This window comes from Haemophilus haemolyticus, assembly GCF_003493685.1.
Lineage (GTDB): Bacteria > Pseudomonadota > Gammaproteobacteria > Enterobacterales > Pasteurellaceae > Haemophilus > Haemophilus haemolyticus_O.
Window position 1 is genome coordinate 24,857 of record NZ_QQJW01000003.1, and the last position, 14,424, is coordinate 39,280.

16 protein-coding genes and 1 tRNA gene are annotated in these 14,424 nt (G+C 37.5%); 6 read left to right on the forward strand and 11 right to left on the reverse strand.

Going from position 1 to position 14,424, the window contains the following annotated elements:
- Nucleotides 1-5 precede the first annotated feature (5 nt).
- The 3 genes from rlmH to DV434_RS03710 all read right to left on the reverse strand — a co-directional run bounded on the left by rlmH (nucleotide 6) and on the right by DV434_RS03710 (nucleotide 2,616).
- Nucleotides 6-473: a 23S rRNA (pseudouridine(1915)-N(3))-methyltransferase RlmH gene (gene rlmH / locus DV434_RS03700; RefSeq protein ID WP_005649848.1), complete on the reverse strand. Its 468-nt coding sequence runs from the start codon at nucleotides 471-473 to the stop codon at nucleotides 6-8.
- 53 nt (nucleotides 474-526) lie between these two features.
- On the reverse strand, nucleotides 527-835 hold the full coding sequence (gene rsfS, locus DV434_RS03705) for a ribosome silencing factor (RefSeq protein WP_118785025.1): 309 nt from the start codon (nucleotides 833-835) through the stop codon (nucleotides 527-529).
- 125 nt (nucleotides 836-960) lie between these two features.
- Nucleotides 961-2,616: a putative transporter gene (locus DV434_RS03710; RefSeq protein WP_118811483.1), complete on the reverse strand. Its 1,656-nt coding sequence runs from the start codon at nucleotides 2,614-2,616 to the stop codon at nucleotides 961-963.
- Between the two features lie 205 nt (nucleotides 2,617-2,821).
- Between DV434_RS03710 and DV434_RS03715 the strand changes: the two genes are divergently transcribed.
- From DV434_RS03715 to mreD, 4 genes are all read left to right on the forward strand, one after another.
- Nucleotides 2,822-4,600: an ABC transporter ATP-binding protein/permease gene (locus DV434_RS03715; protein WP_118811484.1), complete on the forward strand. Its 1,779-nt coding sequence runs from the start codon at nucleotides 2,822-2,824 to the stop codon at nucleotides 4,598-4,600.
- Nucleotides 4,601-4,733: 133 nt separating this feature from the next.
- Nucleotides 4,734-5,789 carry a rod shape-determining protein gene (locus DV434_RS03720; protein ID WP_118775210.1) on the forward strand — a complete coding sequence of 352 codons (1,056 nt, stop codon included), beginning with the start codon at nucleotides 4,734-4,736 and terminating at the stop codon, nucleotides 5,787-5,789.
- Between the two features lie 79 nt (nucleotides 5,790-5,868).
- Nucleotides 5,869-6,924, forward strand: a complete 1,056-nt coding sequence (gene mreC / locus DV434_RS03725; RefSeq protein ID WP_005629099.1) for a rod shape-determining protein MreC — start codon at nucleotides 5,869-5,871, stop codon at nucleotides 6,922-6,924.
- The gene (gene mreD, locus DV434_RS03730) at nucleotides 6,924-7,412 is read left to right on the forward strand and encodes a rod shape-determining protein MreD (protein WP_118811485.1); all 489 of its coding nucleotides are present in this window, start codon (nucleotides 6,924-6,926) and stop codon (nucleotides 7,410-7,412) included. Before mreC ends, mreD begins: the two co-directional genes overlap by 1 nt.
- Nucleotides 7,413-7,464: 52 nt before the next feature.
- Here mreD and DV434_RS03735 read toward each other — a convergent pair whose 3' ends face one another.
- From DV434_RS03735 to DV434_RS03755, 5 genes are read right to left on the reverse strand one after another with little or no spacing between them, the layout of a single operon-like run.
- Nucleotides 7,465-8,241: a TIGR01619 family protein gene (locus DV434_RS03735; protein WP_118811486.1), complete on the reverse strand. Its 777-nt coding sequence runs from the start codon at nucleotides 8,239-8,241 to the stop codon at nucleotides 7,465-7,467.
- 9 nt (nucleotides 8,242-8,250) lie between these two features.
- Nucleotides 8,251-9,054, reverse strand: coding sequence for an exodeoxyribonuclease III (gene xthA, locus DV434_RS03740; RefSeq protein ID WP_005637573.1), 804 nt, complete (start codon nucleotides 9,052-9,054; stop codon nucleotides 8,251-8,253).
- 47 nt (nucleotides 9,055-9,101) lie between these two features.
- A complete protein-coding gene (locus DV434_RS03745) occupies nucleotides 9,102-9,773 on the reverse strand; it encodes a TIGR01621 family pseudouridine synthase (RefSeq protein ID WP_118811487.1) in 672 nt (223 codons plus the stop codon).
- Nucleotides 9,773-10,837 carry a YcjF family protein gene (locus DV434_RS03750; protein ID WP_118811488.1) on the reverse strand — a complete coding sequence of 355 codons (1,065 nt, stop codon included), beginning with the start codon at nucleotides 10,835-10,837 and terminating at the stop codon, nucleotides 9,773-9,775. Before DV434_RS03750 ends, DV434_RS03745 begins: the two co-directional genes overlap by 1 nt.
- Nucleotides 10,838-10,896: 59 nt before the next feature.
- On the reverse strand, nucleotides 10,897-11,559 hold the full coding sequence (locus DV434_RS03755; protein WP_118811489.1) for a Bax inhibitor-1/YccA family membrane protein: 663 nt from the start codon (nucleotides 11,557-11,559) through the stop codon (nucleotides 10,897-10,899).
- Nucleotides 11,560-11,739: 180 nt separating this feature from the next.
- On the opposite strand from DV434_RS03755, the gene DV434_RS03760 reads away from it, so the two are divergent.
- Nucleotides 11,740-11,829 (forward strand) — tRNA-Ser (locus DV434_RS03760).
- A 56-nt stretch (nucleotides 11,830-11,885) separates the two neighbouring features.
- Here the strand turns inward: DV434_RS03760 and DV434_RS03765 are convergent.
- Nucleotides 11,886-12,440, reverse strand: a complete 555-nt coding sequence (locus tag DV434_RS03765; RefSeq protein ID WP_118811490.1) for a YtfJ family protein — start codon at nucleotides 12,438-12,440, stop codon at nucleotides 11,886-11,888.
- A 103-nt stretch (nucleotides 12,441-12,543) separates the two neighbouring features.
- Between DV434_RS03765 and DV434_RS03770 the strand changes: the two genes are divergently transcribed.
- Entirely contained in the window at nucleotides 12,544-12,870 is a 327-nt protein-coding gene (locus tag DV434_RS03770) for a zinc ribbon domain-containing protein YjdM (protein WP_005628024.1), read from the forward strand.
- Between the two features lie 53 nt (nucleotides 12,871-12,923).
- On the opposite strand, the gene DV434_RS03775 is transcribed toward DV434_RS03770, so the two are convergent.
- Nucleotides 12,924-13,562, reverse strand: a complete 639-nt coding sequence (locus tag DV434_RS03775; protein ID WP_053466079.1) for a bifunctional 4-hydroxy-2-oxoglutarate aldolase/2-dehydro-3-deoxy-phosphogluconate aldolase — start codon at nucleotides 13,560-13,562, stop codon at nucleotides 12,924-12,926.
- 15 nt (nucleotides 13,563-13,577) lie between these two features.
- Nucleotides 13,578-14,423 (reverse strand): SDR family oxidoreductase, encoded by an 846-nt coding sequence (locus DV434_RS03780; protein WP_005630246.1) that lies wholly within the window; start codon nucleotides 14,421-14,423, stop codon nucleotides 13,578-13,580.
- Between the last annotated feature and the right edge of the window lies 1 nt (nucleotide 14,424).

Consider the following 14,424-nt stretch of genomic DNA (forward strand, 5'->3'; position numbering starts at 1 on the left):
ATTTACTATTCTCGGTGATAAGGATGATTAGTCGTGAGGGACCACGCTCGATATAAACTTTCAGCCACCACAACACGAACAAGCGGATGAGGTAATGTCAAGGGAGAAAGCGACCAACTTTGCTCTGCGGCAGCTTTGCATTCTGGCGAAAGCCCCTCAGGCCCACCGATCAACAAACATACATCACGGCCATCGTTTTTCCACGCTTCTAGTTGCTCGGCTAACTGTGGTGTGGTCCAAGGTTTACCTGGAATGTCTAATGTCACGACTTTACCTTTCCCACAGGCAGCTAACATCGCTTTACCTTCTTGTTCTAAAATACGTTTAATATCAGCATTTTTTCCACGCTTACCTGCTGGGATTTCAATCAGTTCAAAAGGCATATCTTTTGGGAAACGGCGTTGATATTCCTCAAAACCCGTTGTAACCCAAGAAGGCATTTTTGTTCCGACAGCAATTAACGTGATTTTCACAAGTCATCCTTATCTAAAAAGTGCGGTTATTTTTCACCGCACTTTACTAAAATTTACGCCCAAAGTTTCTCTAATTGATACATTTCACGCGCGTCACGTTGCATGATATGTACGATTGCTTGACCAAGATCCACTACAATCCAATCTGCAGTATCTTTACCTTCTTCACCAAAAGTTTCAAAACCTGCTTTTTTACATTCTATAATTAAATTATCTGCCATTGCAGAAACTTGACGGCTTGATGTACCCGTGCAAATAATCATATTATCTGTAATTGATGATTTTCCACGTACATCAAAATGTACAATATCTGTTCCCTTTAACCCATCTAAGGTTTCCATCAAAAATTCAACTAGTGCCATTTTATTCTCGCTTCGCAATAAAAGTGCGAGATTCTATCATTGAATACTCTCTCGCGCAAAATCCACGCAAAAAATAAGCGCGAAATTAACCGCGCTTTTGTTTGTATAAATTGAACTTATTTTGGCTATGCTGCCCACAATAGCACTGCTAATAACTGCGGTGACATTATCCGCAAGAACATCACCAATGGATACACAGTTGCATAAGAAAGTGCTGCTGCACCGTTATCTTCCTTAATTTCATTAGCAAATGCTAAAGCTGGAGGATCTGTCATGGAACCGGCAAGTAAACCACAGATTGTAAGGTAATTCAGTTTGCCATATAGGCGAGCCAAAATACCGGTAATCATTAATGGAATAAAGGTGATAAAAATACCATATCCCATCCATTCAAGACCAGAGCCATTCAACAAGGTATCAAAGAAACTTCCACCTGATTTTAAACCTACCACAGCCAAGAAAAGAACAATCCCTATTTCGCGCAATGCCAAGTTAGCACTAGGTGGCATAAACCAGTAAAGTTTACCAATCGTGCCAATTCTCGCTAAGATCAACGCAACCACCAATGGTCCTCCAGCAAGCCCTAATTTTAATGCGACAGGGAAACCTGGAATGTAAAATGGAATCGAGCCTACAAGCACACCTAAACCAATACCGATAAACACTGGTAACATTTGCACTTGAAGTAATTTCTGTTGTGCATTACCAATGACTGAAATGGCTTGATTTAGTACATCACTGCGTCCCACCATATGTAGCACATCGCCAAATTGCAGTGTGGTATTTCCCGTTGGAACTAGCTCAATACCTGCACGATTTAAACGTGAAATCACCACGCCATATTTTTGATGAATCCCCAAAGTGCGGATCTTTTTACCTAAGACTTTTTCGTTCGTCACTACCACTCGCTCGGAACGAATTTCGCCACTATAGGCAACGGTTGGTGCATCAACTTCGTGCCCGATAATCAAACGCATTTTTGCAAGCGAATTATCATCCCCAACTAGTTGTAAAATATCGTTGGTACGAATCTCAGTACTTGCCTTTGGAACGATTTCCATATCATCGCGTTTTAAACGTGAACATACGACTTCTTCATCACTAAATCCTGGAATTTGAATTAACGTAAGACCATCTAGATTTTGGTTTGTCACTTTTAAAGAAATATTATGTAAACTTTCTTTATCTTGACTGCTCTCAGCATTAAAACGAGCGGCTTCATCGTCTACTTTGACTTTAAAAAATAAGCGGATTAACCACATTGCAAGCAAAATACCGCAAATTCCGAATGGGTAAGCCATCGCATAAGACATCCCCATAGTCACAGTGGTTTGAGGCACCCCTAATTCTGCCAGAATTTGCTGCCCTGCCCCCAACGCAGGCGTATTGGTGACAGCACCAGAATAAATACCTAAGGCAATATCAAGTGGAACATCCGCAATTTTATGTACAAGAACCACCGCAACAGAACCCAGCACAATAATCAAAATGGCAAAGGCATTTAGCTTTAAACCAGATTTTCGTAAAGAAGAAAAAAAGCCAGGTCCAACCTGAATACCAATAGTATAAACAAATAAAATTAAACCAAATTCTTGCACAAAATGCAGCGTATGCGCATCCAGTTTCAAGCCATATTGATTAGTGAAATGAGCCACAATGATGCCACCAAATAGCACACCACCGATACCAAGCCCAACCCCACGGATCTTCCAATGCCCGATCCATAAACCGATTACGGCAACAAGGGCAAGAAGACTAATCGTGATTGCAATATCACTCATATTGACCCCTTAAAAATGAAATTTAACTCCTTCGGATTATATCCAAGTTGTTTTTTGAAAACCTTAACCAAACTCAAAAAATGATATGTTCGTCACATTTTTTCTTGCGAAATTGAGCATAGACTCTACAATACCGAAAATTTTTGACCCTTTTACAAAAAGTGCGGTTATTTTTTACCGCACTTTTATCTCGGATGGAATATTTATGGATTACGGCCAAGAAGCCATTACTTCTCTTATTTGGATTTTACAAACGCTAGCCATCACCTCAGTCGTCTTTAGTTTTGGCATTTTTCTTTTGGTACGTTTTACCCAATGGGGAAAACAATTTTGGATGTTTGCAGGTGGCTATCTTTCACCTAAACGTAGCATAAAACCTATCCTATTCTTTCTGCTTATTGTTGCGACGACATTACTCAGCGTACGTATCAGCCTTGTACATTCTGAGTGGTACAAAAATATGTACACATCATTGCAAGAATTTAATGAACATGTATTTTGGCAGCAAATGGGCTTGTTCTGCGTCATTGCCGCAAGTTCTGTTTCAGCAGCATTAGTAAGCTATTATTTAGAGCAACGTTTCGTCATCAACTGGATTGAATGGCTTAACGAACAGCTTGTTGATAAATGGATGGCACATCGCGCCTATTACAAAACACAGTATTTATCAGAAAACCTAGATAACCCCGATCAACGTATTCAACAAGATGTGCAATCTTATGTAAAAACCACCCTTTCTTTAAGCACAGGCGTCATTGATGCGGTAACCTCAATCATTTCTTACAGTATTTTATTATGGGGATTAGCAGGACCAATGATAGTACTTGGTGTAGAAATTCCGCATATGATGGTATTTTTAGTGTTTGGTTATGTCATTTTCACTACCTTCATTGCATTTTGGCTCGGTCGTCCATTAATCTCATTGAATTTTATTAATGAACGCCTAAACGCAAACTATCGTTATTCTTTAATTCGCATTAAAGAATATGCTGAAAGCATTGCTTTTTATGCAGGTGAAAAAGTAGAAAAAAATCAGCTTTATCAACAATTCAATACTGTCATCCATAACATGTGGGTCATAGTATTTAGAACGCTAAAATTTTCAGGATTTAACTTAGTTGTAAGTCAAGTTTCTGTTGTTTTTCCATTATTAATTCAAGTTGGACGTTACTTTGAAAAACAAATAAAACTAGGCGATCTAATGCAAACCTTGCAAGTATTTGGTCAGTTACACGCAAATCTTTCATTCTTCCGCAATACTTATGATAATTTTGCAAGCTATAAAGCAACGCTAGATCGTTTAACTGGGTTCAGTTATGCCATTGAAAAAGTAAATAATAAATCACAAACACAGATCCACAATCATCCAACAGATGTGATTTTCAAAAACTTAAGTGTTAAAAATCCATTAGGTCACACACTGGTAGAAAATCTCAACATTACGCTACCGCAAGGAACGAGTTTACTCATTCAAGGAAAATCTGGTGCAGGGAAAACGACACTTTTACGAACAATCGCAGGACTTTGGAGCTACGCAGAAGGTGAAGTGATTTGCCCAACAAACAGTCAACTTTTCTTATCGCAAAAACCCTATGTGCCACAAGGAAATTTGATGTCGGCATTAACTTATCCCAATAAGCCTGACAATATTTCACATACGCAAGCAGTAGAAATATTAAACAAAGTGCAACTAGGACATTTGGCTGAACAATTAGATAAAGAACAAGACTGGACGCGTATTCTTTCTCTTGGCGAGCAACAGCGTTTAGCATTTGCGCGTTTGATTCTACACAAACCTGCCGTAGCCTTCTTAGATGAAGCCACAGCAAGTATGGATGAAGGTTTAGAATTTGCGATGTATCAACTATTAAAACAAGAGCTACCAAAAACCACGCTAATCAGTGTTGGCCACCGTTCAACGCTGAAAGCTTTACATCAGCAACAACTGACTCTGCAAGATAAAGGCCAGTGGCAACTAACGTAAAAAACATGAAAAACAACTGTAATTTCAACGCATTTTTTGGTACATTTAGCACAATTTTTTGCGTGCTTGGCTGTGAAATAATTTCACTTTTCCAGTCAAACAAAATTAACTCTGATTTTAGAATGGAATAATTATGTTATTTAAAAAAATTCGTGGACTCTTCTCAAACGATCTTTCTATCGATTTAGGTACAGCAAACACGTTAATTTACGTTAAAAGTCAAGGTATTGTATTAAATGAACCTTCCGTTGTTGCAATTCGACAAGATCGCGTTGGTTCATTAAAAAGCATCGCGGCTGTAGGTAAAGAAGCAAAATTAATGCTTGGACGTACGCCAAAAAGTATCGCTGCCATTCGCCCAATGAAAGATGGTGTAATCGCAGACTTCTTTGTTACAGAAAAAATGTTGCAATACTTTATTAAACAAGTTCACAGCGGTAATTTTATGCGTCCAAGCCCTCGTGTACTGGTCTGTGTGCCTGCTGGTGCAACACAAGTAGAACGTCGTGCAATTAAAGAATCCGCAATCGGGGCTGGTGCACGTGAAGTATATTTAATTGAAGAGCCAATGGCAGCCGCAATCGGTGCTAAATTACCTGTTTCTACTGCAGTTGGTTCTATGGTAATTGATATCGGTGGTGGTACAACTGAAGTCGCTGTAATTTCCTTAAACGGTATCGTATATTCTTCTTCAGTTCGTATCGGTGGTGACCGTTTTGATGAAGCAATTATTTCTTATGTTCGCCGCACTTTTGGTTCTGTTATCGGCGAACCAACAGCAGAACGTATCAAACAAGAAATCGGTACAGCCTACATTCAAGAAGGTGATGAAATTAAAGAAATGGAAGTGCATGGTCACAATCTTGCTGAAGGCGCACCTCGTTCATTCACCTTAACCTCACGCGATGTTTTAGAAGCTATTCAACAGCCATTAAATGGTATCGTAACCGCTGTTCGTACTGCTCTTGAGGAATGTCAACCAGAGCACGCAGCTGATATTTTTGAACGAGGTATGGTGCTAACTGGTGGTGGTGCACTATTGCGTAATATTGATACGCTTCTCTCTAAAGAGTCTGGCGTTCCAGTCATTATCGCAGAAGATCCATTAACCTGTGTTGCTCGCGGTGGTGGTGAGGCATTAGAAATGATCGATATGCACGGTGGCGACATTTTTAGTGACGAAATTTAATTTAGACCAAAAATAAAAAGTGCGGTTAAAATGACCGCACTTTTCCTTTTAATCTTTTTATCTCAACGTAGGACGCTTAATGAAGCCTATTTTCGGTAAAGCCCCCCCGCTTGGCATTCGATTATTATTAGCTGTAGCTGCTTCCCTTTCTTTAATCTTAGCTGATGGTCAAACTAATTCAATGACTAAAGCTCGCAGTGCCATGGAAACTGCTGTGGGTGGGCTCTATTATCTTGCCAATAGCCCTCGTACAGTATTAGATGGGGTATCAGATAATTTAGTGGATACCAGTAAATTACAAATCGAAAATAAAGTATTACGCGAACAATTACGTGAAAAAAATGCAGATTTACTCTTACTAGATCAACTCAAAGTCGAGAATCAACGTTTACGTTTATTGTTAAACTCCCCTTTACGTACCGATGAATACAAAAAAATTGCGGAAATTTTAACTGCAGAAACTGATATTTATCGTCAACAAATTGTTATTAACCAAGGCGAAAAAGACGGTGCTTATGTAGGTCAGCCTGTAATTGATGAAAAAGGCGTCATTGGTCAAATTATTTCTGTGGGCGAGAACACCAGCCGAGTACTGCTCTTAACTGACGTCACCCATTCTATTCCAGTACAAGTTCTACGTAACGATGTTCGCGTCATTGCAAGTGGAACTGGGCATACTGATGAGCTAACTCTTGATAATGTACCTCGTTCTGTGGATATCGAAAAAGGTGACTTACTTGTAACGTCTGGTCTTGGTGGCCGTTTCCTTGAAGGCTATCCAGTAGCGGTTGTACAAAGCGTTTCACGCGATGGTTCCAATTACTTTGCGACGGTCAAAGCCAAACCTCTCGCCGCCCTTGAACGCTTACGCTATGTATTGCTGCTTTGGCCAAGTAATTTAGATATGTCTAAAGTAAAATCTATGTCTCCAGAAGAAGTGCGTAATTTAGTACAAAAACGTTTAGAAAGCCAAGCGAATGAAGCTGATTACAAAGTAAAAAAAGCCCCGTTAACAGACGATAATCTTCAAGAAAATAAGGATAAATCAACGGTTGAACCTGAAATTCCAACTGATGCACCGCAAAATGAAGAAGCTGTACCGTCAGAACAACAAGAACATAGGGAAGAAGATTAATGCAAACTCGCTTTATTTTACAATGGCTCACTATTTTGAGTTTTTTTGTGGTGGCATTAGTGCTAGAACTCGCACCCTGGCCACTTGGTTTTCAGGCATTTAAACCTGCTTGGTTAGTTCTCGTTTTACTTTACTGGGTTCTGGCCATTCCAAATAAAGTCAGTATTGGATGGGCATTTTTATTAGGGCTTGTATGGGATTTAATCCTAGGTTCCACATTAGGCATTCATGCTTTAGTCCTTTCTGTGACAATTTATTTTGTGGCAAAAAACTATCTCATACTCAGAAATTTATCGCTTTGGTTTCAAAGTCTTTTAGTAATTGCGTTTGTGTTTATTGTCAGATTAGCTATTTTCTTAGTCGAATTCTCTCTGCATACTGCATTTTTTAACTGGCAAGAAATCTTTGGAGCTTTAGCGTCGGGAATACTATGGCCATGGGTGTTTTTATTAATGCGTAAAATGCGCCGAAAAGTTAAATTACATTAAAAAAGAGAGGTAAATATCTCTCTTTTTTATGGATTATGAGTATCTAAAAAAACTAATTCAGCTGCTTGTTCGCATCCATCAAAGAATCACATTCCCAGCCGATATACTCTCCCGCAAATTGACCAGCCAGTTTTTCAAAACGTTCTACTTGTTCAAAAATCTCACCATTATCTAATGAAATTTCTTGCTCTAATTTTACCAAGAAATAAGGTTCATCATCTTCATTAAACTGAATAGCTTGTGCGGAATATTGTAATGTCGTGAAAGAATAATCACCTAAACTAAGCTCATCCATGAAAGGGAACATTTTCTCTTCTTCATCAAAATGAAAACTATGCTCCACTAGATACGTATCACTTAAATCACGACCTTTATTTTTCAGCAAATCAAGTAACTCTTCCGTTGCATTTAATTTAATCTCTAATGGAGAAGCAAGCAAAAAGTCAAAATAAGTATCCCAACTTAAATCCTTTTGTATATTAATATCTTTAACAAAATCAATTTGTTGTAAAGTTTCTACAACAAGATTTTCATGCTCACAATAAAAATGCATTTTAGCTTGGGCATTACAAATAAAATGTCCCGCAAAAAATACATTTGGAAGTGCGGTTAATTGCGCCAGAATTTTAAATACACGATTAATTAACTTATCGTATTCAACTTCTGAGGGCAAACCTGTTTCATCATCTGCTTTATAAGCAATAGTGAATTGCACTATTTTATCGAGATCTTTACCGTGATATTTTTCAACATCTTCAATATTTGCGGTAAACACGGCGGGCATACCATTCACAGTAGAACGATAATTCTGCCAATTTGCCATATCCATTTCGCTTTCCTATTTAAATTCAGCCCAAATCGGTGCGTGATCAGACGGTTTTTCCATTGCTCGAATATCCAATGCAATGCCCACATCGACACAGCGCTCAGCCAATTTTTGACTTACTAAAATATGATCAATTCGTAAACCTCGATTATCATCAAAACCTTTAGAACGGTAATCAAACCACGAGAATTTATCATTTGCTGTTGGGTTAAGCTTACGGAAACTATCTTCTAATCCGTAATCGTACAAACGTTGATACCACGCTCGTTCTTCTGGTAAGAAAGAACATTTCCCTGTGCGTAACCAACGCTTACGATTTTCATCGCCGATACCAATATCTAAATCACTTGGGCTAATATTCATATCCCCCATAATTAAAATAGGATTCGATTTATCGTGTTCTTTTTCTAAATACTGTTGAAGATCTGCATAAAATTTCTCTTTAGCTGGAAATTTAGTCTCGTGCGCACGGCTTTCCCCTTGAGGAAAATAGCCATTAATTACAGTCAATAAACCAAATTCAGTTTCAAGATCAGCCATAATAATGCGTTTTTGCGCATCTTCATTGTCTGTTGGAAAACCTCGACGAACCGCTTTAGGTTCTTGTTTAGTCAATAATGCTACGCCATAGTGGCCTTTCTGTCCGTGATGAAATACGTGATAACCTAAGTTTTCTGTAATTTCATAAGGAAAAGCCTCATCAGCGACTTTAATTTCTTGCAAGCCGATTACATCTGGCTGATATCTTTCAATAATGGCTTCAAGTTGATGTGGTCGAGCACGTAAACCATTTATATTAAAAGAGATAAATTTCATTTTTGTTCCTATTAAAGAGTAAAATTGTCTTTATTATACAGAGATTTCTATTTTGATAAAAACGGCTTTGCCAGATAAGCCTTAATTTGCTCAAACACACTGGATTTAATCCAAAATTGACCTTGAGAGGGTAAACAAGTTACCGAAATAAAATCATTCAAATAATCAAATTCCAATTGAGCAGCATGCAAATAAGTGCGGTCAATTTTTTCAGTGTTACCATAAAGCCCATCGCCTAAAATCGGGCTACCTAAACTTTTCATCGCAACACGTAATTGATGCGTTTTTCCCGTTTGTGGTTTTAAAATAAATAAACGTAAATTAGGCTCACAACTTACACTTTCAAAACGCGTAATCGCTGGATTTTCTTTAGTTTGACAAAGTTTCCACGCACCATCTCGGGCTTTCTTCATATCCCCGACGATCAATCCTTGTTTCTTTTTAGGCTTCTGCTTACTTAATGCCAAATAAGTTTTATGAATTTTATGTTCAGAAAAAAGTCGTGAAAATTCAGTCGCACTTTCAGCATTCAGCGCCAGAATTAATAGCCCCGACGTTACTTTATCCAAGCGATGAACTAACCATACTTGAGGCACATTCAGTTGTTTTGAAACAAGTTCTGTTAAGCCTTGTTCTTCTTGATCTTTATGAACACTAATGCCTTCAGGCTTATTGATAATAATAAAATCGCTATGTTGATAAACAACCTCGATTTTCATCAGATTTGCTCCTTTTTGTAAATTTTGTTTTTACCGAGAACAATATCTTTTACCGAACTAAGTAATTCCTGTTGAATATGTGACAGTTTTGGTTTTTCGTTTAATTGAAATGCTAACGGGCGACAAAGTTCCATTGCTTTCACGCCTAATCTAGCAGTGAGTAATCCCACACCAATTCCTTGAGCGATACGCGCAGACAATTTTGCTGTCACATCTTGAGAAAGCCAATCCATTCCAATATCTTGTGCTACTTCGGTTGCTCCAGCAAAAGCGATATTGACCAATACCATTCTTAACAACTGAATACGTGAAAAATACCCTAATTCAATTCCATAAATCTCAGCAATCTTATTCATTAATCGAAGATTTCTCCACGCAATAAAAAACATATCCACTACAGCAAGTGGACTAATCGCGACAATCACCGCTGATTCAGCGGCCATTTTACTAATCAATCTTTTAGCTTGCGAATCAAAAGTAGACAAAACATTACGACTAAATAAATGAGTAATTTCTTGCGCTGAATAAGCTTCATTTAATTGACGTTGCCATTGAATCACCGTTGGATAGTCATTTTCCAAACGTAGCGATTTTGCAATATCTAAGCAAAGAACTTTACTTTTTTCTACGCTCTGAACAGAAAAAACATCGCCATTTTTTACCGCACTTTCTAACCAAATCTGCTGACTTTGTTGTTGCAATTGCTCACGTTTTTTTAAACGAACTAAACGTCGCCACTCGCCAATAATCTCTTTAATCCCCAATAAAATGACAATTAAACTGACTAAAGCAAAAGCAAGATAAATCCATTGATGCTGTTGATAGCTATCCCAAATCCACTGAACGGATTGCGCAACTGTCGCTGCACCAAATAAAAGTGCGGTAAATTTTAATAAAGTTTTTCCAAAACCTGATTTTGGTTTCAATGCCTGTTCAAGCTGAGCATCAAGTAACTCTCCGTCTAACGCTTCATCTAACTTTGTTTCCACATTATGAAACTCTTGCTTAGGCTGATATTGTTCTTCCTCTACATTAACTGAATGTTCAAAAATTTGTTTTTCCATTGCCTATTCCAAAAAATAACCCCACTAAATAGTGGGGTCATAAAGTCAAAATTCAATCATTATTCATCACTTGAAAAGATAGAAAGTAATCTTAATAAACTCAAGAATAAATTGTAGATTGAAACATAGATGTTCACGGTTGCGCGAATGTAATTTGTTTCTCCACCGTGAATAATATTACTGGTTTCATACAAAATAGTCATTGTAGAGAAGACAACAAATAATGCACTAATTGCGACTGATAACGCAGGAATTTGGAAGAAGAAACTTGCCACCATACCAAGCAATAGCACAATAAATAATGCAAACATTGCGCTTGATAAAAATGACATATCTTTTTTTGTAGTCAATACATAAGCGGAACATGCGAAAAATACGATAGCAGTTCCTGCGAATGCAAGCATAATCAAATCTTCCATGCCACGTGCCACATACATATTTAAAATTGGCCCGATGGTGTATCCCATAAATCCTGTGAAAGCAAAGGCCGCCAAAATACCAGCAGGACGATCAGCTAATTTATTTGTTAAGAAAAGTAAGCCATAAAAACCCACTAATAACACAATAATATTTGGATATGGCAAGTTTAGACTCATTGAAATAAACGCAACAACAGCCGAAAATGCCATTGTTAATCCCAGTAAAAAATACGTGTTACGCAACACTTTATGTGTGCTGAATAACGATTCTTGTTGAGCATCCACAATAAGACGTGATTGCATAAAAGCTCCTTGTAAAATAAGTAAAAAGTCTTCAGTAAAGTAAGGGCTAGGGATAAAAAAGTCAATGGTATTAATGGAATTAATTTCATCAAAATGAATAAATTATCATCATCTAAAGTTAAATCATCAAATTTCTATTTACATCAATAAAATATTCATTATACTACGCGCATCAATCACGGAGGAATGGTCGAGTGGTTGAAGGCACCGGTCTTGAAAACCGGCGAGGGTTTACGCCCTCCTAGGGTTCGAATCCCTATTCCTCCGCCATCAGAATAAAAAAATCCCTAAGTCGAAAGGCTTAGGGATTTTTATTTTGTATTACGTTATTTGGTCAATCCATTCACCAGTGAAATAACAGCCTGAATATCGCTATCAGACAATTTTCCTTCTTTCACAAATTTTACTTTCCCCGTATTGTCTAACACGATAATTGCGCTATCTTTAGGATTTAATCCCCAAGCATTTTTTACCGCACTTTTATCATCTAGCACAACTTGGCTATGTGAATTTTCCTGTTTGCCTTTTTGTGCGCTATTTTTTACAAATATACCTGTACCAATAATCGCATCATCTGCATTAATAATGGTCGTTGTTTGGTATTTTGCAGGATTAAAATGAGATGCTTTTATCGCATCAATCATTGGCTGATTTTTCTCTTTTGCTGCCGTTCTACCTGCTAAATGATGAACAACACGCACTTTACCCGCTAATTCCGCAGAACCCCAAGGTTGAAACGCGGTATCTTTTCCAGCAAGTACAATTTCCCCATACTCACTCACTTTAACAGATGGTAAAGATTGCTCTAATTGCAAATTATGCGCCCAAGTTGAACTACTAAACATTACGCCACAAACTAAGACAAAAATTTGTTTTTTCATACATTTTCCTCAAAAATTTATCAAACACTTTCACGCTTTGGCGAAAGACATCTTTTTTGCTATACTCGCGCGCCTATTATATGTAATCAAGAAGGAAAACCCAATGGATCAAATGCCTAATTGCCCAAAATGTCAAAGTGAATACGTTTACCACGATTCAATTAATTTTGTTTGCCCTGATTGCGGTAATGAATGGGATAATAATGAAATTCAAGAATCAGATGACGATCAACTCATCGTAAAAGACAGCAATGGGAATTTGCTTGCGGATGGTGATGATGTACTTTTGATTAAAGATTTAAAATTAAAAGGTTCATCAGAAGTATTGAAAAAAGGTACAAAATTCAAAAACATCCGCTTAGTAAATGGCGATCATAACGTCGATTGCGGCAAAATCATGTTGAAATCTGAGTTTTTGAAAAAAGCTTAATCGAAAAAAATGCGGTCTACATAGACCGCACTTTGCACTTTAAAGAAATAAATTTATTTAATAATATCAATCACTTCCCTGACTAATCGTCCAATTTCATCCCAATTTTTGGATTGAATCAATTTTTTCTCCACAAACCAAGAGCCTCCACAAGCAACAATATTAGGAATAGCGAGATAATCCCTTATGTTATGAAGCCCTATACCACCAGTCGGCATTATCTGTAATTGAGCATAAGGACCGAGCAATGCTTTAATCATTTTCACTCCGCCTGAAGCCTCCGCAGGGAAAAATTTTACCGCCGAAATACCCATTTCTAATGCAGTTTCAATTGCCATAGGATTATTCACCCCCGGTGTTATTGGAAAATTCAAATCTTGACATAATTTCACAATTTTTGGATTTAACCCCGGAGTAACCACAAAATCTGCTCCGCTACTTTTAGCTAAAACTACTTGTTCCGCAGTTAAAACTGTGCCCGCAGCAATCAAAAAATCGGGTCGATGAGTACGCAGTAAATGAATTGCATCTGCCGCTGCTTCAGAGCGAAAAGTAATCTCTGCCACAGGTAAACCATTTTTAGCCAACGTATCTGCTAGCGGCAAAATATCTTCTGCATTATCCAAAGCAATTACAGGCACAATTTTGAGTTCACGAAGTTTTTCAATAATTTGTTGAGTTGTGTATGACATTTTAATTTTCTCCTATTAGACTCCACTATACGCTGAAAAACCACCATCAACAGGTAAAACTACCCCATTGACAAAAGCAGAATAATGCTCATCTATTAAGAAAAGTAATGCACCTAGTAATTCTTCTGGCTCACCAAAACGCCCCATTGGTGTGTTAGTTAGAATTTTATTTGCTCTATCTGTTGGTTTTCCTTCAGTATCAAATAATAAAGCGCGGTTTTGATTACTAACTAAAAACCCTGGTGCGATAGCATTACAACGAATACCAACTTTTGAGAAATATACAGCAAGCCATTGAGTAAAATTACTGATTGCAGCTTTTGCACCAGAGTAAGCAGGAATCTTTGTGAGTGGTGTAAAGGCATTCATACTGGAAATATTAATAATATTTGCCCCTTGTTTACCAAGCATATCTTTTGCAAAAACTTGGGTTGGTAATAATGAACCTAAGTAATTGAGATTAAATACAAATTCTATACCAGATTTATCTAAATCAAAGAATGTTCTTGTCGTTTCATTTAAATCAAATTGATGGAACTCATTATCTGTTGTCGCTTTTGGATTATTCCCACCAGCACCATTAATTAAAATATCACAAGTGCCAAAATCAATAGCTATTTGATCACGCACTTCTTTAATATTTTCAAGTTCTAACACATTAGTTTTATAAGCTTTTGCTTTTCCACCTGATTGGTTAATTTCTTTTGCTGCTTTGTCTGCTGCCTCGAAATTCAAATCTAACAGGGCAATATTAGCTTTAGTATGTGCTAACTGCTTGGCTAGAAATGAACATAACACTCCGCCAGCCCCCGTGATTACAATTAGCTTATTTTCTAAGTTATGGTTTGCTGCAATATTCATA

Excerpts from the sequence above, each read along its gene's own strand:
- DV434_RS03780 (WP_005630246.1), bottom strand. The coding sequence starts at position 14,423 with ATGAATATTGCAGCAAACCATAACTTAGAAAATAAGCTAATTGTAATC.
- DV434_RS03735 (WP_118811486.1), bottom strand. The coding sequence starts at position 8,241 with ATGGATATGGCAAATTGGCAGAATTATCGTTCTACTGTGAATGGTATG.
- rsfS (WP_118785025.1), bottom strand. The coding sequence starts at position 835 with ATGGCACTAGTTGAATTTTTGATGGAAACCTTAGATGGGTTAAAGGGA.
- xthA (WP_005637573.1), bottom strand. The coding sequence starts at position 9,054 with ATGAAATTTATCTCTTTTAATATAAATGGTTTACGTGCTCGACCACAT.
- mreD (WP_118811485.1), top strand. The coding sequence starts at position 6,924 with ATGCAAACTCGCTTTATTTTACAATGGCTCACTATTTTGAGTTTTTTT.
- DV434_RS03745 (WP_118811487.1), bottom strand. The coding sequence starts at position 9,773 with ATGAAAATCGAGGTTGTTTATCAACATAGCGATTTTATTATTATCAAT.
- DV434_RS03715 (WP_118811484.1), top strand. The coding sequence starts at position 2,822 with ATGGATTACGGCCAAGAAGCCATTACTTCTCTTATTTGGATTTTACAA.
- DV434_RS03775 (WP_053466079.1), bottom strand. The coding sequence starts at position 13,562 with ATGTCATACACAACTCAACAAATTATTGAAAAACTTCGTGAACTCAAA.
- DV434_RS03765 (WP_118811490.1), bottom strand. The coding sequence starts at position 12,440 with ATGAAAAAACAAATTTTTGTCTTAGTTTGTGGCGTAATGTTTAGTAGT.
- DV434_RS03710 (WP_118811483.1), bottom strand. The coding sequence starts at position 2,616 with ATGAGTGATATTGCAATCACGATTAGTCTTCTTGCCCTTGTTGCCGTA.
- DV434_RS03755 (WP_118811489.1), bottom strand. The coding sequence starts at position 11,559 with ATGCAATCACGTCTTATTGTGGATGCTCAACAAGAATCGTTATTCAGC.
- DV434_RS03770 (WP_005628024.1), top strand. The coding sequence starts at position 12,544 with ATGGATCAAATGCCTAATTGCCCAAAATGTCAAAGTGAATACGTTTAC.
- mreC (WP_005629099.1), top strand. The coding sequence starts at position 5,869 with ATGAAGCCTATTTTCGGTAAAGCCCCCCCGCTTGGCATTCGATTATTA.
- DV434_RS03750 (WP_118811488.1), bottom strand. The coding sequence starts at position 10,837 with ATGGAAAAACAAATTTTTGAACATTCAGTTAATGTAGAGGAAGAACAA.
- DV434_RS03720 (WP_118775210.1), top strand. The coding sequence starts at position 4,734 with ATGTTATTTAAAAAAATTCGTGGACTCTTCTCAAACGATCTTTCTATC.